This is a genomic window from Hymenobacter sp. UYAg731 (assembly GCF_054061335.1).
The window spans coordinates 402,921-424,480 of record NZ_JBSSEC010000001.1 but is presented as its reverse complement, the minus strand read 5'-3'; the positions used below and the strand labels follow the sequence as shown (position 1 = coordinate 424,480).

At 63.4% G+C, this 21,560-nt stretch carries 20 protein-coding genes; 11 read left to right on the top strand and 9 right to left on the bottom strand.

The window, feature by feature from the left end; translation table 11 throughout:
• Position 1: 1 nt before the first annotated feature.
• The 5 genes from ACVWYF_RS01775 (at position 2) to ACVWYF_RS01755 (ending at position 5,111) form a co-directional block, all read left to right on the top strand.
• Positions 2–721, top strand: coding sequence for a hypothetical protein (locus tag ACVWYF_RS01775; protein ID WP_457064003.1), 720 nt, complete (start codon positions 2–4; stop codon positions 719–721).
• Between the two features lie 146 nt (positions 722–867).
• On the top strand, positions 868–1,488 hold the full coding sequence (locus ACVWYF_RS01770) for a hypothetical protein (protein ID WP_457064001.1): 621 nt from the start codon (positions 868–870) through the stop codon (positions 1,486–1,488).
• Positions 1,489–1,580: 92 nt separating this feature from the next.
• A complete protein-coding gene (locus ACVWYF_RS01765) occupies positions 1,581–2,195 on the top strand; it encodes a DUF4920 domain-containing protein (protein WP_457063999.1) in 615 nt (204 codons plus the stop codon).
• 142 nt (positions 2,196–2,337) lie between these two features.
• Entirely contained in the window at positions 2,338–4,452 is a 2,115-nt protein-coding gene (gene ligA / locus ACVWYF_RS01760) for an NAD-dependent DNA ligase LigA (protein WP_457063997.1), read from the top strand.
• Positions 4,453–4,589: 137 nt separating this feature from the next.
• Entirely contained in the window at positions 4,590–5,111 is a 522-nt protein-coding gene (locus ACVWYF_RS01755; protein ID WP_457063995.1) for a hypothetical protein, read from the top strand.
• Between the two features lie 68 nt (positions 5,112–5,179).
• Here the strand turns inward: ACVWYF_RS01755 and ACVWYF_RS01750 are convergent, their stop codons facing one another.
• Positions 5,180–6,109: a polysaccharide deacetylase family protein gene (locus tag ACVWYF_RS01750; RefSeq protein WP_457063993.1), complete on the bottom strand. Its 930-nt coding sequence runs from the start codon at positions 6,107–6,109 to the stop codon at positions 5,180–5,182.
• A 136-nt stretch (positions 6,110–6,245) separates the two neighbouring features.
• On the opposite strand from ACVWYF_RS01750, the gene dapA reads away from it, so the two are divergent.
• The gene (gene dapA, locus ACVWYF_RS01745) at positions 6,246–7,130 is read left to right on the top strand and encodes a 4-hydroxy-tetrahydrodipicolinate synthase (RefSeq protein WP_457063991.1); all 885 of its coding nucleotides are present in this window, start codon (positions 6,246–6,248) and stop codon (positions 7,128–7,130) included.
• Positions 7,131–7,154: 24 nt separating this feature from the next.
• On the opposite strand, the gene ACVWYF_RS01740 is transcribed toward dapA, so the two are convergent.
• From ACVWYF_RS01740 to ACVWYF_RS01725, 4 genes are all read right to left on the bottom strand, one after another.
• Entirely contained in the window at positions 7,155–8,402 is a 1,248-nt protein-coding gene (locus tag ACVWYF_RS01740; RefSeq protein ID WP_457063989.1) for an O-antigen ligase family protein, read from the bottom strand.
• Positions 8,403–8,446: 44 nt separating this feature from the next.
• On the bottom strand, positions 8,447–9,190 hold the full coding sequence (locus tag ACVWYF_RS01735; protein WP_457063987.1) for a (Fe-S)-binding protein: 744 nt from the start codon (positions 9,188–9,190) through the stop codon (positions 8,447–8,449).
• Positions 9,191–9,202: 12 nt separating this feature from the next.
• Positions 9,203–10,054 carry a hydroxymethylglutaryl-CoA lyase gene (locus ACVWYF_RS01730; RefSeq protein ID WP_457063985.1) on the bottom strand — a complete coding sequence of 284 codons (852 nt, stop codon included), beginning with the start codon at positions 10,052–10,054 and terminating at the stop codon, positions 9,203–9,205.
• 108 nt (positions 10,055–10,162) lie between these two features.
• A complete protein-coding gene (locus tag ACVWYF_RS01725; RefSeq protein WP_457063983.1) occupies positions 10,163–10,534 on the bottom strand; it encodes a hypothetical protein in 372 nt (123 codons plus the stop codon).
• Between the two features lie 181 nt (positions 10,535–10,715).
• On the opposite strand from ACVWYF_RS01725, the gene ACVWYF_RS01720 reads away from it, so the two are divergent.
• The 3 genes from ACVWYF_RS01720 (at position 10,716) to ACVWYF_RS01710 (ending at position 12,041) form a co-directional block, all read left to right on the top strand.
• Positions 10,716–10,973, top strand: coding sequence for a hypothetical protein (locus ACVWYF_RS01720; protein WP_457063981.1), 258 nt, complete (start codon positions 10,716–10,718; stop codon positions 10,971–10,973).
• Positions 10,966–11,304, top strand: coding sequence for a hypothetical protein (locus tag ACVWYF_RS01715; RefSeq protein ID WP_457063979.1), 339 nt, complete (start codon positions 10,966–10,968; stop codon positions 11,302–11,304). The genes ACVWYF_RS01720 and ACVWYF_RS01715 overlap by 8 nt, the downstream gene beginning before the upstream one ends.
• An 83-nt stretch (positions 11,305–11,387) precedes the next feature.
• A complete protein-coding gene (locus ACVWYF_RS01710) occupies positions 11,388–12,041 on the top strand; it encodes a cytochrome c oxidase subunit 3 (protein WP_457063977.1) in 654 nt (217 codons plus the stop codon).
• 100 nt (positions 12,042–12,141) lie between these two features.
• Here the strand turns inward: ACVWYF_RS01710 and ACVWYF_RS01705 are convergent, their stop codons facing one another.
• Positions 12,142–14,436 (bottom strand): T9SS type B sorting domain-containing protein, encoded by a 2,295-nt coding sequence (locus ACVWYF_RS01705; RefSeq protein WP_457063975.1) that lies wholly within the window; start codon positions 14,434–14,436, stop codon positions 12,142–12,144.
• 211 nt (positions 14,437–14,647) lie between these two features.
• Between ACVWYF_RS01705 and ACVWYF_RS01700 the strand changes: the two genes are divergently transcribed.
• The gene (locus tag ACVWYF_RS01700; protein WP_457063973.1) at positions 14,648–16,717 is read left to right on the top strand and encodes a M1 family aminopeptidase; all 2,070 of its coding nucleotides are present in this window, start codon (positions 14,648–14,650) and stop codon (positions 16,715–16,717) included.
• A 79-nt stretch (positions 16,718–16,796) separates the two neighbouring features.
• Here the strand turns inward: ACVWYF_RS01700 and ACVWYF_RS01695 are convergent, their stop codons facing one another.
• From ACVWYF_RS01695 to ACVWYF_RS01685, 3 genes are all read right to left on the bottom strand, one after another.
• Complete coding sequence (locus tag ACVWYF_RS01695; RefSeq protein ID WP_457063971.1) at positions 16,797–17,432, bottom strand: hypothetical protein; 636 nt, start codon at positions 17,430–17,432, stop codon at positions 16,797–16,799.
• Between the two features lie 193 nt (positions 17,433–17,625).
• On the bottom strand, positions 17,626–18,066 hold the full coding sequence (locus ACVWYF_RS01690) for a DUF2147 domain-containing protein (RefSeq protein ID WP_457063969.1): 441 nt from the start codon (positions 18,064–18,066) through the stop codon (positions 17,626–17,628).
• Positions 18,067–18,678: 612 nt separating this feature from the next.
• A complete protein-coding gene (locus tag ACVWYF_RS01685; protein ID WP_457063967.1) occupies positions 18,679–19,560 on the bottom strand; it encodes a C40 family peptidase in 882 nt (293 codons plus the stop codon).
• Positions 19,561–19,743: 183 nt separating this feature from the next.
• Here ACVWYF_RS01685 and ACVWYF_RS01680 point away from each other — a divergent pair, with 183 nt between their 5' ends.
• Positions 19,744–21,519 (top strand): M61 family metallopeptidase, encoded by a 1,776-nt coding sequence (locus tag ACVWYF_RS01680; RefSeq protein WP_457063965.1) that lies wholly within the window; start codon positions 19,744–19,746, stop codon positions 21,517–21,519.
• Positions 21,520–21,560: the final 41 nt, after the last annotated feature.

Sequence of the window (21,560 nt, the reverse complement as noted above, 5' to 3'; positions counted from 1 at the left end):
AATGGTTGGGGCGAAGCGCCGGGGGCTGGTGCTGCTGGGGGTGTTGGGCGGGGCGCTGCCCGCCGCCCATGCCCAGCAGGTGCTGGTGCAGGCCAACGTGGCCGATGACACCGTGAAAACGACTTTCGGCCCTAATCGGCGCTATTTCGGGCATGCCTATTTGGGCTACGGGCTGCTGGCGGGCCCGGCCGGAGCTGGCGCGGCCGTGCGCTACGGGCTGGGCTCGGCGGAGTTGCGCGGTGGCGGGCGGCTCAAGGTCCGGTTTAGCCAGACGCTGGCCCTCAATGCCGACTTGGGCTACGCCTACCAGCGCTACAGCCTGGCCCAGAACGGCCAGAAAACAGTGCCAACCTCCGGCCTGCACCTTAGCGAAAGCCTGGGCCTGCACCAGTTGTATTCCGAACTCAGCCTGCGCCTGAATTATGGCCGCCGGGGCAACGCCGTGGGCTCCTACGTCGACCTGCTGGGCGGCGGCGGCTGGGTGGCCGCTACCGCCCACACCGCCGCCGATGCCCCCGCCCCGGGCATCGGCTCCGTCGAAACCACCGAGCGGAGCCTGCCTTACCTGCGGCGCTGGTGGGGCGGGGTGGGCGGGCGCGTCGGCATCGACCGCTACGCCCTCACGGCGCGCTACCGGCTGTCGTCGGTGTTTACGCCGGGCTACGCAGCCTGGCCCGAACTGCCCCGCTGGACCCTGGGGGTCGAAGTAGGCTTGTTCTGAGCCGTTAGGAGGCCCGCGTCAAACCCAATGTGGTGCTTTTGCCGTAAAATCAACACGCAGGCCAGTTGTATGGGTTTTCTATATAGCAGCGACCTCATTTTCTATCTTACCTTCGTGCGCCGGGCCTGTAGGCCGAGCTTTATTATATGAAAATCAAACGTCTTCGACTTTCTGCCTTGGCGCTGCTGGCGGCCGGCCTCACTCTGCAATTGGCTTCCTGCGTGAGCACCGAGCGCGAAGTAAGCAATTCTGCCACCGACCCTCGCTCGACGTACACGCCGCCGCCCGCCGGTAATCGCGTACGTGTGAACGGCAAAACGGTGCTCAACACCGTAAGCGCCACCCACGCATTTTCGGACCCGGCCACCAAGGACAATTTCATCTTGCAGCTGCGCGGCCCCCGCGTGCTCACGGCTCAGGCCCACCTCATTGTAACCAGCAGCACCGGCGATACCCTGCGCCACGAAGTGCTGCCCGCCCGCGCCCTGCTCAGCCACACCGATATCTCGGACCCGCAGTCGGCCAGTGTGCGCGACCAGGAAATTGCCATTTTGCAAGGCATGAACAGCTTCTTTGCCGATGCCCGGTTCCTGCAGCCGGCCATCCCGGCCGGCACCGAGCAGCCCGCCGAAGTCGATGCCAAAACCTGGTCGGCCCTGCGCGAAGACCCCACCACCGTGGGCTTCGACTACACTGGTGCCGGCGGGGCCGAACGCCGCATGACGTACGCCCGCAAGCTGCGCAAAGCGGTGGTCATTAGTCAGTAATCACATCTAATCTAACGTTCTGCCTTAAGCTGGATGCCTAGCCAATTGGCGCGACATCCTCGTATTCGTTTCAATTTCCCACCTCCTGAATAATGAAATTCCTTCTCTCTTTCGCTGGCGTGCTGGTCGCGATTCTGCTGCTGCTGAAATTCTTTCCTTCGGCCCCTATCAACCCCGTGCTGCCGATACCCCAGGGCCAGCAGGAAGTGAACGGCCACGACTCCGAGGTGCCTAAGGGCGCGGGTGCCAATGCCGAGGGCGAAGAGGAAGAAGAGGGCGAAGCCCCTGGCAACACCAGCATTGCCCCGGCCACTCCCGGCCAGACCTACGGTACGGCCATTACCCCGGCTGGTGCGGTGCCCATGAGCGCCCTGGCCACCGCCCTGGGCAGCCGCGATTCGGCCCAGGTGAAGCTGGTAGGCACGGCTTCGGCCGTGTGCCAGGCTAAAGGCTGCTGGATGACCCTGCCCACCGCCGACGGCCAGCAGATGCGCGTCCGCTTCCGTGATTACGCCTTTTTCGTGCCCAAAGACCTCAGCGGCCATACCGTAGTGGTGAGCGGCTGGGCGCACCGCGAAACGGTGAGCGTGGCCGACCAGCAGCACTACCTGCGCGATGCCGGCAAGCCCGAGCCGGAAATTGCCGCCATCACCCAGCCCCGGCAGGAGCTGAACTTTATGGCGGACGGTGTGCTGGTGCAGAACTAACGGTTACCCCTTGAATCTGAAACCGGTAGAAAAGCCGCCCATCGGGCGGCTTTTTCTGTTTTACAGCTTGTTTTGGCGCGCCGCCGTAGCTTGCGCCTCTTGTTCTAATTGACCCCGATTTGCCGCGTCCGGCACTCCCGCCATGCCCGATACTCCCGCCATTCAGCCCCGCATTCAGGCCCTCACCGAGCAGCTGCACCACCTCAACCACCAGTATTACCAGCTCGATATTTCCGAGATTTCCGACCAGGAATTCGATAAGCTTTTGGCCGAGTTGCAGCAACTCGAAGCCGCGCACCCCGACCTGGTGCTGCCCAACTCGCCCACCCGCCGGGTGGGCGGCACCATCACCAAGCAGTTCCCAACTTCGGCACACCGCTTTCCCATGCTCAGCCTGGGCAATACATACTCCGAAGACGACCTACGCGAGTTTGATGAGCGGGTGCAGAAAGGGCTGGAAGGCGCGCCCTACAGCTACGTTTGCGAGCTGAAAATTGACGGCGTGGCCATGAGCCTGCGCTACGAGCACGGCCAGCTCACCCAGGGCGTGACCCGCGGCGACGGCACCCGCGGCGACGTGGTAACGGCCAATGTGCGGACCATCAAAACCCTGCCATTGGCCCTGCGCCCCGGCCCCGACCAGCCCGCCGACTTTGAGGTGCGCGGCGAGGTCTTTCTGCCGCTGCCCGTGTTTGAGGAACTGAACGCCGAGCGCGAACAGAACGGCGAAGCCCTGCTGGCCAACCCCCGCAATGCCGCTAGCGGCACCCTCAAGCTCCAGAACTCGGCCCAGGTGGCGGCCCGCAAGCTGCGCTTCTACGCCTACTCGCTGCTCACGCCGGGCCGGCACTTCGCGAGCCACAGCGCCGCCCTGGAGGCGCTGACGGCCTACGGCCTGCCCGTATCGGATACCTGGCGGCGGGCTTCCACCATTGAGGAAGTGCTGGATTTCGTGCATTATTGGGCCAAAATGCGTTTCGACCTGCCCGTGGCCACCGATGGCATTGTTATCAAAGTCGATAATCTGCGCCAGCAGGACCAGCTGGGCTACACTGCCAAAAGCCCCCGTTGGGCCATCGCCTACAAGTACCCCGCCGAGGCTGCCCGCACCCGCCTCAACGACGTGCTCTACAACGTGGGCCGCACGGGGGCCGTCACGCCAGTGGCCGTGCTCACGCCCGTGCCACTGGCCGGCACTGTGGTGAAGCGTGCCACCCTGCACAACGCTAACCAAATAGAGCTGCTCGACCTGCGCCTCGGCGACTTGGTTTACGTGGAGAAAGGCGGCGAAATCATCCCCAAAATCACCGGCGTGGACCTGGCCGCCCGTCCCGCCGACGCTGTGCCCATCCAATACCCAACGGCCTGCCCGGCCTGCGGCACCCCGCTGGTGCGGCCCGAGGGCGAAGCCCATTTCCGCTGCCCCAATGAGCGCGGCTGCCCGCCCCAACTCAAGGCCCGACTGGAGCACTATGTATCGCGCAAAGCACTAAACATCGATGGCCTGGGTGCCGAAACAGTGGGCCGACTCTTTGACCTGGAGATGGTGCGGACGCCGGCCGACATCTATGACCTGCCCGCCCGCCGGCCCGAGCTGGTGACGCTGGAGCGCCTCGGCGAAAAGAGCATCGACAACCTTATTGCCGGCATCGAGGCCAGCAAGCAGGTACCGTTTCCGCGCGTGTTGTTCGGCATGGGCATTCGCTACGTGGGCGAAACCGTGGCCCAGAAGCTGGCCGCCCACTACCGCAGTATCGATGCGCTCATGGCCGCCACCGCCGAGGACATGGCCGCCGTGCCCGAAGTGGGCGGCGTGATTGCCGTGGCCGCCGCGCACTGGTTTCAGCAGCCTGAAAATCGCGAGCTGGTGGAGCGCCTGCGCCAGGCCGGCGTGCAGATGGAAGTGACCGGTGAGGCCCCCGTGCCCGCTTCCGACCGGCTGGCCGGCCTCACGTTCGTCATTTCCGGCGTATTCGAGCAGCACAGTCGTGAGGAATTGCAGCACCTCATCACCTCCAATGGCGGCAAAATCACGGGTTCTATCAGCAAGAAGCTGAGTTACCTCGTGGCCGGCGACAACATGGGACCCGCCAAACGCGAGAAGGCCCTGGGCTTCAAAGTGCCCATCATCTCCGAAACTGACCTGATGGGGATGCTGCCCGCGGCCGATGGTGGCGGACCAGTAGATGCTGCTGCCGCTACCGTCGTACCGCCCGCACCTGCTGCGGCACCCGGCAAGCAGGGCTCCCTTTTCTAAAGCCGGGGGCCGGGAAAATAAAGAAAAGGAAGCCGGAAGGCCAAAACCCTGCATTTAGTGTAGCTCGATGCAAATAAATCGGCTAAGTTTTTGTCTATGGCCTGAAATACCGACCTTTGACATCCATTTTCCCACCCATGCGCGCACTTCTTGTTTTTGCATTCCTCGTTGGCTCGGCCATTTGTGCCCCGGTAGTGCGTGCGCAGTGCGTAAGCCTGGCCGACCTGCTCGCCATCGGAGCCGAACCCACGGCCCTCACAGCCCCCAAAGTAGTGACGGACCACCTCACCTTCGAGTGGACCTATGCCGGCCCCACGGCCACCGTGCGCGAGGCCACCTGGACGTTTATGCCGTCCGGCACCACCGCACCCACCGCCCGCCTGCAAATGCGTGCCCAGCGCCCCGGCCAGGACGTGGTGCTGAAAACCACCCAGGCCAGCTGCGTGCGCGACCTGAACCGGGAGCTCAAAAGCCGCAAGCTCACCGCCCAGCCCGTGACCTGCCCCAGCTGCGAAGCCGTACGCTACCAGGGCCCCGATTTCGAGGCCACCATCTACAGCCAAATGAAGGGTGAATTCCCCTTTGTGGTGGTGGTGCATCAGGTGCCGCCCGGCATGCCGCCCGCTGCCAGCGGCACCGGCGGCGTGAAAGCTCCGTGAGCATTCAAGTATAAAAAAAGCCCCCGCCAGTAATTGGCGGGGGCTTTTTTTATGCAAAGTAGTATCGGTTAAAACGACTGCACGATGTTATTCCGCAACGTCTTGGGGCTCCAGTAGCCGCTGGCGATGATGCGGCGAATGGTAAAGAGTGGGTCCTGCTGGTCGCGCTTTTCGGCCAGCGAGAAGGCGGCCACGAAGCCGCGCTTCTTCAGCTCGGGGAAGGCCTGGGTATTCCAGAGGCCGAAGGGGTAGGCGAAGTAGTTGATTTTCTTGCCCGTGATTTCCTCCAGCGTTTTGGTGGGCTTGTCGATTTGGGTTTCCCAGTCCTTGCCCTGGTATTTCTTCACGTTGTGGTGGTCCCAGGTGTGCGAGCCGATGATGTTGCCTTCGTCGGAGAGCTGCTTCACCATGGCCTTGGTCATGTAGTGGGGGCGGCCCAGGCTCACGGTCATCACGAAGTACATGGCCTTGTAGCCGTACTGCTCCAGCGTGGGCCGGGCAATGGTGAACTGGTCGAGGTCGGTGTCATCAAACGTGAGCATGATGGGCTTGCTCGGCAGCTTGGCCCCGGTAGTCATGTAGGCGTAAAGCTGGTCGGGCGAAATGGTGTGGTAGCCCGAGTCGGCCAGCATTTTAATCTGAGCCTTGAAATCGGCGATGGGCACGATATAGTCCTTGGCACCCTTGGAATCGCGGGCCGTCCAGTCCCGAATCTGGTGGTAGCAGAGGATGGGCACCTGCGGGCGGGCCAGAACGCCGGCCGCGTCGCCGGCCTTGCTGGCTGGGATGCTGCCGGGGGCCGGGGCGGGCGTGGCGTTGGCCTCGTCGGTGGCGGTGGCGCGGGTGCCGGAGGTTTCGGCGGCGGCGGGGTCGGTGGCGGGCGGGGCGGCCTCTACCGTGGCGTTGCTGGTGGCGGCTTCGCCGGTGGTGGCGGTTTTAGAGTCGCAGGCGGCCATGGCGAGGGCCGCCAGCAGGAGGGAAGCAGAAGAAAATTTCATGGAAACACGCACGAAGCCGGGCTTCGCAACCGGGGGGTAATGAGGGGTGATGAGAGACGGGCGAACAAAAGACCCGCGCAAAGCGGGCCGGTCTGCTACTTTTGCAGCCCACAAAACTAACGCTCAAACTCCCGGCATGAACAAATCAGCCTCCCGTCTTCCCGCGTTTCATGGCACTGGCGTGGCCCTGGTCACCCCATTCACCCCGGAACAGGCCGTGGACTACGCCGGCTGGTGCCGCCTGCTCGATTTCTGTATTGAGGGCGGGGTCGATTACCTCGTGGTGAATGGCACCACCGGTGAGTCGCCCACCACCACAGACACCGAGAAAACCGAGCTGCTGCGAACAGCCGTTGAGCACGTAGCCGGCCGCGTGCCGCTGGTCTACGGCATTGGCAGCAATGACACGGCCGCTGCCGAAGAAGCCCTGCGCACCACTGACCTCAGCGGCGTGGCCGCCATCCTCTCGGCCAGCCCGGCCTACAACAAGCCCAGCCAGGCCGGCCTCGTAGCCCACTACACCCGTCTGGCCGATGCCAGCCCGCTCCCCATCATCCTCTACAATGTACCCGGCCGCACGGCCTCCAACATCACCGCCGAAACTACGCTGCGGCTGGCCCTGCACCCCAACATCATCGGCATCAAGGAAGCCAGCGGCTTCATGGAGCAATGCCTGGCCATTGCGGCCCGCAAGCCGAAAGATTTCCTGCTGCTCTCCGGCGATGACCTGCTCACGCCCGCCCTCATTGCCTGCGGTGGCGAAGGCATCATTTCGGTGCTGGGCAATGCCTTCCCCAAGCGCTTCGCCGACCTGACCCGCGCCGCCCTGGCCGGCAACTTTGCCGCCGCCCGCGAGGGCCTGTTCCACCTGTTGCCCCTCAACCCGCTCATGTATGAGGAGAGCAACCCCGTGGGCGTGAAAGCCGTGCTCGAAGCCCTTGGCGTGTGCGGCGCGGCCGTGCGCCTGCCCCTATTGGAAGCTTCTGAGGGGCTGAAAGACCGGATTCGGAAGGCGCTGTAAGGCGCATCAGCGAGGCCTAGTGTGTTAGGCTGCCAGCCCTTGGGTAGCCTGGCGCTCGCCGGCCACCACCAGAAAGCCGTAGCCGAACACGAACAGGTTCAGACCCAATTGCAGGTCCAGCGGCGCATCAACGAGCATGCTGGTGGCCTGCATCAGCAGGAAAAGGCCGATGGCCGGCTGCCGCCGCGCCCAGGGCTGGGTAAGCGGCCAGAACATCACGGCCAGCAGCAGGGCCAGGCCCAGCACGCCGCCGCCCACCATAGCTTGCAGGAATTGATTATGCACCTCGATGCGGTTTTCGGGCCGCAGGCCGAAGCCCTGCCAGTCGTACTGCTTCATCATGGCGGCGCGGGCATCGGCCGGGGCCACGCCCACCAGCCAGTGCCGGCCAATGACCTGGCCGGCCGTTTGAATGGCGGCCAGCCGGCGCGACAGCGAGGTGTCGTTGATGTCTTTGCCATCCCGAAACTGGTACAGGTCCCAGAGAGTGGCATCAACCCGCCGCTGCACCGAGGCCAGCCCTTGGTAGGCCGCCCAGGGGCCCAGCGCCAGCAGCAGCAGCAGGCCCAGGCCCAGTATCAGGTTGCGGCGCACCAGCAGGCGCAGTATCATGGCCAGCAGGCTGGTGTAGAAAACCAGCAGCCCCGTGCGGTAGGCCAGGATGTGCAGCGCCAGCACCGCCACGGCTGCCGCCACCAGCAGGGCCGCCCGCAGCAGCGGGAGAGCCAGCGCGTGGCGGCGCAGCAGCATACTCCAGAAGGCCGCCAAGGCCAGCATCACCCCAAAAGTGAGGTGGAAAATATGGGTGAAGGGCGGCATATTCCGCCCGAACAGGATGTCCTCGTTGGCCGCGCCGGGGTTTTGCCAATACTGTACCAGCGTGGCCAGGCCCACCGCCGCCACGCCCAGCCCAAACGCGCTGCCCACCGCCAGGCGCTGCCCCCGCGTGAGGGGCACGGCCAGCGTGAAGGCCAGCGGCACGGCCAGCCAGGTGAGGTCGCGGAACAGCTCGTGCCGCCACACGAGCAGCTCCGTGGTGTAACAACCGCTAATCAGGAGAAAGACAACTACCGCCGCCGCCCGCATGGCCGCCCCGTTGCGGAAGTAGCCCGGCACGGCGCGCCGCAGCTGCGGGTTGGCCAGCGCCGCCACCACGCCCACAATGGGCGCATTGGCAATCAGTGCCCGGGAAGCCAGCAGGCCCGTAATTCCCGCCAAACAAGCCAGCAGCAGCAGATACTGCGAGAGCCGGCCGGATAAATAATGCTGCACGAATAAGATTAGGAGGAGGAAACAGGGATAATGCCAACGACTAATTACCAGCCGCTGGCCAGCACGTCGGCTACGTGCAGGCACTTCAACGGCAGCTTCTCCTTTTTAATATAGGATTCGAGGTGCATGAGGCAGCTCACGTCGGTGCTCACGATGAAGTCGGCCCCGGTGTCGAGGGCGTGCTCTACCTTCTGCTGGGCCATGGCCACCGAAATGGCTTCAAACTTCACCGCGAACGTGCCGCCGAAGCCGCAGCAGGTGGTGGTTTCGGTCATTTCGAGGCGCTCCAGGCCGGCCACCGCGTCCAGCAGCTGGCGCGGCTGCGCCCGGATATGGCACTCGCGCAGGCCCGAGCAGGAGTCGTGGTAGGTGTATTTGCCGGCCAGGCGCGCCCCCGGCACGGCCGTAATGCCCAGCACGTCCACCAGGAATTCGGTCAGCTCGTACACGCGCCCCTGCACGCTCCGGCAGGCGGCTTGCCCGGGCTGGCCCGCGTACAAATCGGAGTAGCTGTTGCGCACCATGCCCACGCACGAAGCCGAGGGGCTCACGATGTAGCGCTGCGTGTCCGTAGCGGGCGCAGCAAAATCGGCCAGAAATTTGTCGGCCACGGCGCGGCTCTGGTCCACGTAGCCGGCGTTGTAGGCCGGCTGGCCGCAGCAGGTCTGGTTGGGGTTGTAGTTGACCGTGACGCCCACCCGCTCCAGCACGCGCACCATGTGCATGGCCGTGGCCGGGTAAAGCTGGTCGACGAAGCAGGGGATGAAAATATCGACGGTAGTCGGCATCAGCACGAAGTTTTAATGAAACCCAAAAACCTGGCCCGCCGCCGCCCGGGCCTGCCCGAACGCCGCCGCGTTCAGTCCCGAATCTACTCCCTTTTCAGCCAGAAAAGCCAGTAAATTCTCGGTGGCCATGTTGCCCGTCAGCTCATCGGCCGCCATGGGGCAGCCCCCAATGCCGCCAATGGCCCCATCGAAGCGGCGGCAGCCGGCCGCGTAGGCGGCGGCCACTTTCTCGTGCCAGGTAGTGGGCGTGGTGTGCAGGTGCGCCCCAAACTCAATGGCCGGAAAAGCCGGAATCAGGGCCGCGAACAGTGGCTCAATCGTAGCCGCCGTGGAGGCCCCGATGGTGTCGGACAGCGCCACGATGCGGATGCCCAGCGCCGCCAGCTTACTGGTAAAATCGGTCACGATTTCGGGGTTCCAGGCATCACCGTAGGGGTTGCCGAACCCCATTGATAGGTACGTGACCAGGGTTTTGCCGTGCTGCTCGCAGCGCTCGTGCATGGCAGCTACCTCGGCCAGGGCTTCGGCCGGGCTTTGGTTGGTGTTGCGCCGCTGGAAGGTTTCGGACACCGACAGCGGGAAGCCCAGGTAGCTGATTTCGGGGTGTTGCAGGGCCGCTTCGGCCCCGCGCAGGTTGGCCACAATGGCCAGCAGCTTGGTGCGCGTGGTGCTCAGGTCGAGGCCGGCCAGCACTTCGGCCGTGTCGCGCAGCTGCGGAATGGCTTTGGGCGACACGAAGGAGCCAAAGTCCAGGGTATCGAAGCCCACCTGCAGCAGCGTGTTGAGGTAGGCGGTTTTGGTGGCGGTGGGGATGAAGTCGGGCAGGCCCTGCATGGCGTCGCGCGGGCATTCAATTAGCTTCATGGGCAGGCAGGGGGGAGTGAGGGGGCGGGTTTGAAGGCCCCAAAGGTAGCAGTAAGCGCCGCCGTGGGCCATGCGCCGCGCCGCCATGCCAGCCGGCGCGGCCCGTGGCTACCGGCCTGCTGGACGGGCCGGAAAGCGCCGCCCTGGCCCGTGGGGCACCGGCAGCGCCGGGGCAGGCGGCGCAGCACTATCGGCGGCGGGGCTTGCAGGGCCAAACCAGCCGGGCCATTCGGTAAGCCCGGGGCGGGCCGCTGCCGGCTGGCGTAGCAATCCGGCGGCCGGATAATAGCCTCTCTGCAGGCCAAAGGGACGGGCGTGACTGGCAGCAGGAGCGGGGCTGCCGGGCGCAAAGCTGAGGTCGGCAAGGTCGGCCACGCGGGGATAGCGCAAGGCATCGGCTGAGGGCTGGGCGTGGCCGGGGGCCGCCATCAACAGGAAGCAGGCCGCCGCACCGAGGAAGCGGGCAGGAGGAAAGGGCATTGATTGGAAAGAATAAGGGCGGGTGAAAGGGCAGTACGCAGGATTGCGGCGGGACGGATGAAGTGGCAACCCCGGCCTGTGCATTGCGTTAGCAGGGGCAATGGTCGTACTTTGCGGCCGGCCGGTCCGTTTCGGCGGGGGCTGCGGCCGCCCGGCTTTCACCTTTCTCTTTGCTGATTTTATGCCTGATTCCTCCTCTCCCAACTGGGCCGATATGGCCGCCTCGCTGCTCGGCAAGCTCTCGGGCGGCGTCGAGCTAAGCTGCGCCTTCGACCAAATGGAGCTGCAAGTGCCCAACCCCCAAAACCCCAACGCCCCCGCCGCCACATGGAAGCTGAATGGCTCACTGCGCATCCGCACGCGGGGCGAGCAGCCCGCCGCCGCTCCGGCCGCGCCCCAGCCCCAGCTCCCGGCCAATCGCCCCGACGCCGGTGCCTAGCACGCTCGAAATAGAAGCGCAGCTGGTCATCACCTGGAATGGCCACGCGCTGCAATTGGCCGCCGCCGGCACCTACCTCATCCTGAACATCCCCAGCCAGCAGGTGCTCGATGAGCTCACGGCCGGCCCGCCCCGGCCCCCCGGCGCGCCCAAGCCGCCCAAATCCGGCGGCCCCGACCCACTCCAGCAAATCAACGACCTGGCCCGGCGGCTGGGCTGGGTGCTCGACCTGCGCGTGGGCGGCAAAACCTACGTGACCTTTGGCGTGCAGCGCACGCCCAAAATCACGCTCAATGCCGTGCTGGGCAAAATCGGGTCGTTTTTTAAGTAGCGCAACTTTCGGGCAAATCCGGGCGGCTGTGCAACTAATTATCACTGCATTAGTTTGGGTAGTATTCACTTTGGTGCTACCCCATGAACTCCGAATACGAACGTAATAAGCAGGTTGGAGCCCGACGGAACTCGTCGTCGTTTGGCCGTATCGAACGCATGCCCCCGTTGCTGGTGGCGGGCTATCTGGCCATGGTGGCCATCACCATCATGTTCGTCATGCTGGTGGCGGCCTACGTGGCCACCCGCCTGCGTAGTGGGGTACCTACCGGGCTGCACGCGCTGCCCCGCTTCTTTTCCCTGAGCACCATTGTGCTGCTGGTGAGCAGCTACACCATGGGCCAGGCCCGGCGCCTCTACGCCCAGGACGACCTGGGCAGCCTGGCCCGTTGCCTGGGAGCTACGTTGCTGCTGGGCTGCATATTCGCCGGCCTGCAAGTCCTAGGCTGGCGCGACCTGATGACGCAGGGCGTATTATTTCAGGGCAGCACCAGCACCAGCAGCGGCCAGTTTGTCTACCTGATTTCGGCTCTGCACGTAGCCCATTTGCTGGGCGGCATGCTGTTTCTACTGGCCCTGCTGCTGCGCGTGACCCATGCCGACCGCGACGCCGTACGCGCGCTCGTGTTCATTCGCAACCCGTATTACCGGCGGCAGCTCCAGCTTCTGGGCACCTACTGGCACTTCATTGATGTGCTGTGGGTCGCGCTGTTTGCCGTCTTTCTTTTTATGTATTAAAATTAAAAGCGCCGAAGGTTGAGCATTGATTTTCAACGCAAAGGGCCGCTCCAGCTGGAGCGGCCCTTTGCGTTGAAAATGGGGCAGCAATAAAGCTGCTTCAAGGCTTGACCTCCAGCCAGCCTTTGAAAGAGCGCCCATCGGTGTAGGTCACAAAGTAGTAGTACACGCTGGCATTGCCTTCGCCGGACCAGCGGAATTCCCGGTCGTGCGACTCGAACAACTGCTGCCCCCAGCGCGAGAAAATCCGGACGCTGGCAAACTGCTCGTCGCAGAAGTTGAGCGGTAGCCCGGGCAGGCGGAACTCATCGTTTACCCGGTCGCCATTGGGGGTGATGATGTTGTAGAGCTTCAGTTCCGGCGAGTCGGGCCGGATTATTTCGAAGCGCACGGTCTGCCGTTGGGCGGCGGGCCGGCAGGTAGCATCCACCAGCTGAAAGGTTACGTCCAGCGGGCGGTGCAGCACCACGGCATCGCAGCTCACATCCCAGCGAAACGTACCGGCCGCCACGCCCATGCCATTCTGGGCCGTGAAGCGCATCCCCGCCTCGGCCAGCGAGAAATTTTCGCTGGTGGCCGTCAGCGTCAGGCCGTCACGGTCGGCATCAACCCCCGCCAGGGTCGAGGTGAACGTGGCTCCCAGCGGCAGGCGCACCACTGGCAGCAGCCCCGCGCCAGCGGGCAGCGGGAACAGCGGGCTGGCCGTGAGCACCGGCGGGGTATTGGCGTAGCGCATGATAACGGGCACCGAAATCGTCGTCGCCTGCCGCGCCTCGCAGGGCGAAGTGGCCGCCGCAAACTGGAACACCAGCAGCGAATCCGGCCCCACGGCCCGGCAGTCGACGCGCCAGCTGAAGCGGCCTAGCTGCTGGTTGCCCGCGGCGGCCTGCGTGAGCGTGGCCCCCAGGCTGCTGGGAGAAAATCCTTGCCCGGTCATTTCCAGCTGAATGGGGTCGTTGTCGGGGTCGGTTCCGGTTAAATTGAATGTTACCAGGTCGCCCACGCGCACATGCAAGGGCAGGCCCGGCCCGGCCGTGGTGGTGAGCGTCGGCGGCGAGTTGGGCGGCGGCACTGAAGTGAAGGCCACGCGCACGGTATCGCGCTTGGGCAGGCTGCAGCCGTCGTCGCCCACCACCACATCCAGCAGAAAAACCTTGCCGTGGGTATTGATGCATTCGGGAAAGCAGAGGGTGGCCGTGAGCGTATCGGGCTGGCCGGGGCTGCGCACCGCGCCGCTGGTGGCCGTGGTGAACGCCGGCAGCAAACCCGAAAAGTTGACCGGGCTCAACGACAGCGAGAGGCGCGAGTTCGGGTCGGGGTCGGTGAAACGCAGGCGCACGCAATGGTTGCTGCCCGGCACCAAGCGCAGGGTATCGCGGCCCGGCCGGTAGGGTACATTGCCAGCGGTGGCCGGCAGCAGCACCATGCTGGGCTTGGTATTGGTGGGGCAGTTGAGGACCATCAACTGGAAATCGCGGCGGGATTCCCCGATTTTTTCGCCCTTCCGATATTCCGAGCAGCTCACGCCGAACACGAACAGGCCCAGGTTGCTGGGCCGCACCGTGAGCCGCCCCGTGAAGCGGTTGATTTGCAGCGTGGGCGTGCCCGGAATCTGGTTGAGCGTGCCCAATGGCGGTAGCACCGGCTGGCCCGGTAGGGCCGGAACCGGCAGCTGCCAGGTGATGGCGGAGTAAGGCCCGGGCGCGGCCGAAGCCGGCTTGGGGGTAGCAGCATTGGAATGCCCATTGAGCGGTGTCACCAGCTCGTATACCAGCGAGTCCTGGTCGGCATCCTTGCCCCCGAAATCGTAGTAAAACAGCTCGTCGCGGCAGGCATAATCGGCCAGGGGCGGGAAGATGCGCGGCGTGGAATCGTAAAAAGGCTGGCCGCGCCGCACCACCGAAGGAAACTCAAGGTAGAAAGTCTGGGCCGCGCCGCCGGGGTCCACAATGTTGCTGATGGAGTTGTTGCGGCAGCAGCGCTCCACGGCTGCGTAGTACCCCTGAGGGGCATTGTAAGTGCCGGGCGGGAGCATAATCAGCTTGCTGTACACCAATTTGCGGGTGCTAAGAGTGGGCTTGGCGCAGGCTGGGTTGGTGTAGCTGACGAAGGTGTTGCTGGTGAGCGGCAGCAGCACGTTCATCATCCGGTTGTTGGTGGCCTTGTCAAATATGCTGGCCGTCAGGTCGGCATCGAGGGCGCTGGGGCTGCCGTTGTAGGCATCAAAGTAAAGGTTGAGCAGCAGGGTATACGAGTCGCCGGAATTATGCACCAGCTCCATTTCGCCTCCTACAATGTGGGTGGCCCGCGCCGGCCCCGCCAGGCCTAGCCATCCTGTTATAAACAGCAGAAAGCCAGCCAGAAAGCGGGGAAGCTGAAGGGAGCGGTAGGGCATGCTAAAAGGAAAAAAGCAAATTAAATCCTGATAAAGCCGAAATATACGCCCGGCCAAGCCAACATATCGGCCGCCCGGCCGCTGGTACTTTAATCGCGAATTCGTCGGTGCCGGGCAAGTCATTTGTAACTCAGCTACCGTATCTTCGGATGCTTATTGCCCAACCGGCACCAGCCGGCTCCAACTCCTCCACTTTTCCACATTTATCCTTATGCGCCGTCACCTCTACGCGCTAATTACCAGTGCCTTGCTCAGCGCACCTGCGCCGCTGCTGGCCCAATCTACGTCCTCCGCGCCCCAGCAGATTGCGGCGGGGCCGGATGCCGGCCTGGTCTGCGCGGCGGGCCGCATTGCCAATGCCCAGCGCACGGCCACTTCCTCGGTGGCGCACCGCGCCAAAATGAACCGCTACGATGTCAAGTACTACAAGCTCGACCTGAACCTGGAAAATACCTCGCTGAACATAGCCGGCTCGGTGCTGATGCGGGTGCGGGTGGGCAACCAGGCGCTCGACTCGCTGGCGTTTGAGCTGTATCAGGCCCCGGCGGGCTCGCCCACGGGGACGGCCACGCTGCTCATCGATTCGGTGGTGGTGAACGGGAAACGCTCGCCCGGCACCCGGCGGGTAGGGCAGGATGTGACGGCCCGGCTGGCCCAGGTGGCCCCCGCTAATGCCCTGGCCGATGCCCGCATCTACTACCACGGCACGGCTCCGAGCGGTAACTCGGCCGCCATTGGCAACGGGCTGAGCAACCACACCCTGGGCCAGATTGGCAGCACGTACATTCCCTACGACATCACCTACAGCCTGTCGGAGCCGTTTTCGGCCCACGAGTGGTTCCCGTGTAAGCAGGTGCTGACCGATAAGGCCGACTCCAGCGACGTGTGGGTGACCACCACGCTGCCCAACAAAGTGGGTTCCAACGGCGTGCTCACGCGCACCGTCACGCTGCCCAACAACAAGGTGCGCTACGAGTGGAAATCGCGCCATCCCATTGATTATTACCTGATTTCGGTATCGGTAGCGCCTTACGTGGAGTACGTTAACTACGCCCATCCCACGGGCGGCCCCACGGTGCCCATCGTCAACTACCTCTACAACCAGGCGGCGCTGACCTACTACCAGGCCGAGATTGACCGCACGCCGGGCTTCATCGAAAACTACTCCAGCCTGGTGGGCCTCTACCCGTTTGCCAACGAGAAATACGGCCACAGCATGGCCCCGCTGGGCCTGGGCGGCGGTATGGAGCACCAGACCATGACCACGCAGGACGGGTTTTTCTTCAACCTCACCGCCCACGAGCTGTTCCACCAGTGGTTCGGCGACAACGTGACCTGTGCTTCCTGGGAAGATATCTGGCTGAACGAAGGCTTCGCTTCCTACGGCGAATACCTTTCCTACCAAGCATTTAGTACCCCCGCCACCGCCCGCACCTGGATGGATAACGCGCACGGCACGGCCCAGCAAAATTCCGGCAGCGTGTACGTAGCCGACACCACCAACGTCAACCGCATCTTTAGCACGGCCCTGACCTACAAGAAGGGTGCGGCCGTCATTCACATGCTGCGCTACCTGCTGAATGATGACGTGAAGTTTTTTCGCGCCCTGCGCACGTACCAGACCACCTACCGCGCCAGCACGGCGCGCACGGCCGATTTGCAGCGCATTTTCGAGGCTGAGGCCGGCCGGTCACTGACCTACTTTTTCCAGCAGTGGTTTCGGGGCAACGGCTACCCCACCTTCATCGGCCGGTGGAACCAGGTGGGTAGTACCGTCGTGCTGCGCGTAACCGAAACGGCTTCGGCGCCCACCCTCACGCCGTTCTTCGACACCGAAGTCGACTACCGCCTCAATTTCACCAACGGCACCAGCCAAACCGTGCGCCTGCACCAGACCCAGGCGGTCCAGCTGTTTCAGTTCGCGGCCACTGGCACGGTGTCCAACATCACCGTCGACCCCGACCAGTGGATTCTGGACCTGCCCACCACCGCACCCATCCGCGACAATGCCCTGGCCCTTGCTACCCGCGCCACCGCCGGCGTGGTTCCGCTCACGTTGTTCCCCGTGCCCTGCCACGACCAGCTGCAGCTCGCCGCCGTGCCCGCCACCACCGCCCGCGTCGAAGTAGTGGATGCCACCGGCCGCGTGGTGCTGCGCCAGGCCCTGCGCACCGCCCAGCCCCAGCTCGACACCCATACCCTGACTCCGGGCCTGTACTACCTGCGCCTGCTCGGCCCGGCCGGCGATATGCTGGGCCGGGGGCAGTTTGTGCGGGAATAGCTTACCGATTTCCTCACACAAAAATGCCGCCCCCGGACTGGGGGCGGCATTTTTGTGTGAGGAAATCGGTTCTTAGCCCTTAAAACTGGCTGTGGTATTCGGCTATCAACGCCTGCGTGGCCGGCGTGGGCGGCGGGGCATCGAGCAGGTGCTGGAGCAGCTCATCAAACGAGCTGGCGGGTGTGAAACCGGGTTGCAGCACTGCGTTGCTGGTAAGGCGGATGAACATGGGCTGTCCATTCACTGCCACCAAATCAATGGTAACCAGCCCAAAGCGTTGGTTACAGTGGCCGGTTTGGGGGCAGTCGGTCGGGTTGGGCTTAAAGAGTTGCCGGAGCACCGTTTCGCGCAGGTGCTGCTTGCGCTGGGTGCATTGGTCGGCGCAGGCGCGGTGGTAGCCCAGCCCGAGCAGGCGCTCGCCCAGGTGCTCGTAGAAATGCCGGAAATTGCCCGGCCCGATGGTGGGGTCGAAGAAAAACATGGCCCCCTGGCGGCCCGGCTCGTGCAGCAGCTGCACTTGCAGGCCCCGGCTGCCACCGGCCCCGCCCTTGCGCAGGTGGTAGGCCTTGTAGTAGGGTTCCAGCCAGTTCAAAAATACGTGCTGCTCAACCCAGCGGGCGTGTCGCCGGGCTTGCGCCGCCGTGAAGGCCACGGCGTGCCAGGCAGCCGGGGCGGCCGCTTTAGGACGAAACAATTGCTGGATAAAATCGAACAAAACAAGGGACGTTATTGGAGTCGAAACACCGGCTCAAGCAAATAGTTTGGGAGCAGCGGGCGGCCGAAGCCTTCAAATGTGCCCAAATTGGCCCAATTCGCTGCTGCAGTGCCGATACCATGCCACAAAAAAACGGCCGGCTCTCTGGGGAGAAAGCCGGCCGGGGCACTGGCGAAGCAGCAAGCCGCCAGGGTTATTTCACCCGCGTCCAGGACTGCGATTTGCCGATGAGCGAAAAGCCGATGTAACCTTTCACTTCCATCGTATTCTGGCTTTCCATTTTCATGTAGCAGGAGTAGGTTTTGCCGCTTTCGGGGTCGTAGATTTTGCCATCGTCCCACTTATTATCGTCGTCGTACTTGAAACCCTGCATGAAGACCAGGCCCAGGCGGGGACGGCTGCGCAATTTGGGGTCGGGGTTCTGCGAGTCGGTTTTGGGCTTGCCCGTGGCGGGGTCGTTGGGAATGGTCAGGCTCACGATTTTGCCGCACAGCTTGTCGCCGCACTTGTAGATTTCAAAGGTGGCTTTTTTCTCCGCATTGGTCCAGATGCCCAGCGGCGACATGGTTTGGGCGGAGGCCATGCCAGCGAGGCCCAACACGAGGGCAACCAGTAAGAGCAGGGTTTTTTTCATTTCTGAAGGTTGGATGAGGTGGGTTTGAGTGGAAAAGGTAAGCAAAAATTTCACAGACCAAGCCGGCTGGCTCTCTATTGGCGGTATGGCAAGTTTACGGCCAAGTTTACGCAGTGGGTCAATCCAGAAAAACCCGGCGCGCAACTGAAAAAATAATGCGGCTGTGAATCAGTCGTAAAGCCACTTTTTGGGCCGTATCGCCCCAAAAAAGCCCGGCATATTTTGAACCTTAGCCCCGGCTATTAACTTTACCGCTCAGTAGTGAGTGCTACGACCCCATTTAAGCGGCCCTAAGGTGCTGGGCTGCGCAAATGAGGCAATGTCGAACGTAAAGAAAGGAGGTACAAAATGTCAAGTAGTCCCAAACAAATCCTGCCAAGCCTGTCGAATGTCGTACGCTTCACCGCAGTACGCGCCTAACAACAGCTTCGTGGGGTAGCTCCTAAGGCTGCCCACATTCGGCCAGGTCTTATCTGAAAGACGCCGGAACTGCACCCCAGTTTCGCCGCTTGGTAAGATTTGAAGGATTAGATGCCCGGTTTGCCCAGCCGCCCTTTAGTGGGACGGCAGAGGCAGGCCGGGCATCGCTGCGTTTAAGCGGTTTGGTAGAAACTATTTTTTGGCGCTGGTAGCCGGATGCTTCTTCGACGTTGTGTGAACGGGCCTGGCCGGCAGCCTGCGCCTGGTGGTGGAAGGCGACTTTTTTTTAGCTGTGACGGAAGTTTTAGCCGGCGCTTTTTTCTGCTTCGCGGTGGTCGTTGCGAATGGGTATTTCTTCGCCGCCAGTCGCTTGGGGATTTCGGGCACGGGCGCGGTTACGTCTGCCACGGCCACCCGGCGGGCGGGCAGTGCGGCCACCGGTGGCGTGCTGGCCGGGGATACCACCGGATTCGGCCGCGCCGTGGCGATGATGCCCGTGCCCGGCCCCAGCACCCGCCGCACCTGCATAAAGCGCCGCTCATAGTCGGAATTCTCGACCTGGCTCACTTTCACAAACGGCTCGCGGCGCGACGACGAGGCGTGGACGAAGCGCAGCGGCAGCTCGCCACGGCCGGATACCACGATGCCGGCGTGGCCCGGCGTGCTGCTGGTGGTAGCCGTGCCCGTGAACACGACAATATCGCCGGGCTGGGCCTCGGCGCGGGCCACGGGCCGGCCCACGTCGATGAGCAGGGCGGTGGAATGCGGCACCGGCACCCCAAAATGGGCAAACGTGTACATGATGAATCCCGAGCAGTCGAACCCGGTGAGCGGCGAGGTGCCCGCGTACACGTAGGGCGTGCCGCGCTGGGCCAGCCCAAAGGCCACCACGCTATCGGCGCGGGCCGTGAGGGCGGCGCTGGATGCCGTGCGCAGAGAAGCGGGCCGGGCACGCAGCGCGGAAGCGGCTGAGCGGACTGCCGTGGGCTGAACGGGCTTGCGCTTGCCCAGGCGCGGCAGAATGGCCACCATTGCCACTAGCAGTCCCACAAAAATCATCCAGATATATCGCATACAAAAGTCCGGCAAAAGGGGCGGGGCCGCCGGATAAGCACCACGCTAGCTCCTAACGGCGGGGCTGCCCGCTAGGTTGGAGGCAACCCGTAGGGCTTACTTTGTGCCCTTGCTTCCAATTTAGTCATTTTTCGAATGCTTATAAACTCAAACGTATTACTGCGCGCCGCAGCTTTGGCGGGAATGTTGATGGCAACTGAGGGCGCAAGTGCCCGCCCGGCTGCCGCCGTGGTGCCCACGCTGCGCTACACACTGGCTATGCCGCTGCCCCAGTCCCACTACTTCGAGGTGAAGATGGAGCTGGGCGGCTTCCCGGCCGATTATACCGACGTGAAAATGCCCGTGTGGGCACCCGGCTCGTACCTGGTGCGCGAATACGCCAAGAACGTGGAGGGCTTCGAGGCCCAAACCAGCGGCGGGCAGGCGCTGGCGGTGGAAAAAATTAACAAGAATACTTGGCGGGTGCGCCACCCCAAGCAGGCCAGCTTCCGGGTGAGCTACCGGGTGTATGCCTTTGAGTTGAGCGTGCGGACATCGTTTATCGACGCCGACCACGGCTACCTCAACGGCAGCAGCGTGTTCATGTATCCGGCCGATAATAAGATGCTGAGCAGCTCGCTGACCGTGCAGCCCGCCACCGGCTGGGCGCAGGTGAGTACGGCCCTGCGCCCCGGCCCCGCCAGGTTCACCTACAAGGCCGCGAGCTACGACGAGCTGGCCGATTCGCCGATTGAAATCGGTAACCAGAAAGTGCTGGAATTCACCGCTAACGGCACCCCGCACCAAGTGGCCATGTACGGCACCTACACCGCCGACGACACCAAGCTGGTGGCCGACATGAAGCGCGTGTGCGAGGAGGCGCACCGCGTGGTGGGCCAGAATCCGCTCGACCATTATGTGTTCATCGTCCACAACCTGGAACGCGGCGGCGGGGGCCTGGAGCACTTGTTTTCGACCACTTTGGAAGTGAGCCGTACTGCCTACGGCACCGATGCCGGCATGAAGTCATTCCTGGGGCTGGTGGCGCACGAATACTTCCACCTTTGGAACGTGAAGCGCATCCGGCCGGTGGCACTGGGGCCGTTCAACTACGACCAGGAAAACTACACCCACATGCTGTGGGTGAGCGAGGGCATGACCGAATACTTCTCCAAACAGATTCTGGCGCGTGCCGGGGTGCTGACAAAGGAGGAGTATCTGGGCAAGCTGGGCAATACCATTACGGAGGTGGAGAACACGCCCGGTAACCGTATTCAGTCGGCCGCCGAGTCCAGCTTCGATGCCTGGATTAAGTCCTACCGGCCAAATGAAAACTCTAACAATACCCAAATCAGCTACTACCCCAAAGGGGACCTGATTGGCACCTGGCTGGACCTGAACATCGCCCAGGCCACCGACGGTGCGAAGCACCTCGACGACGTGTTCCGCCTGCTCTACGACACGTATTATAAGAAAGCCGGCCGGGGCTTCACCGACCAGGAATACCAGGATGCCGTGGCCACTGTGGCCGGCCGCCGCTTCGATGAGTTCTTCCGGAACAGCGTGTACGATACCAAACCCATCGATTTCGCCACTGCCCTCGGCTATGCCGGCCTCACGCTGACCAGCGCGCCGCTAAGCACTGACGGCACGCTCGGGGCCAATTTTTCGAACCGCACCGGCAAGCTCCTTGTGGCCAGCGTGGTGCGCGACGGCGCGGCCTGGAACACCGGCCTCAGCGCCACTGACGAAGTGCTGCTCATCAACGGTGCCGCGCCCAGCGACGAGACGGTGAAAACCCTCATTAGCAGCCCCGTGGGCACCGACGTGAAGCTGCAAGTGCGCCGCGACGGCCTCACCCGCGACATTACCCTGCGCGCCCTGCCCAACCCCGACCGCAAGTTCACGGTGCAGCCCGTGGCCAGCCCCACCGCCGCCCAGCAGAAAGTGCTGGCCAAGTGGCTGCGACCCCAGATTTAACGGATTTTAGCAGATGATTGGTGGTTTCGCTCCGCTGTTTT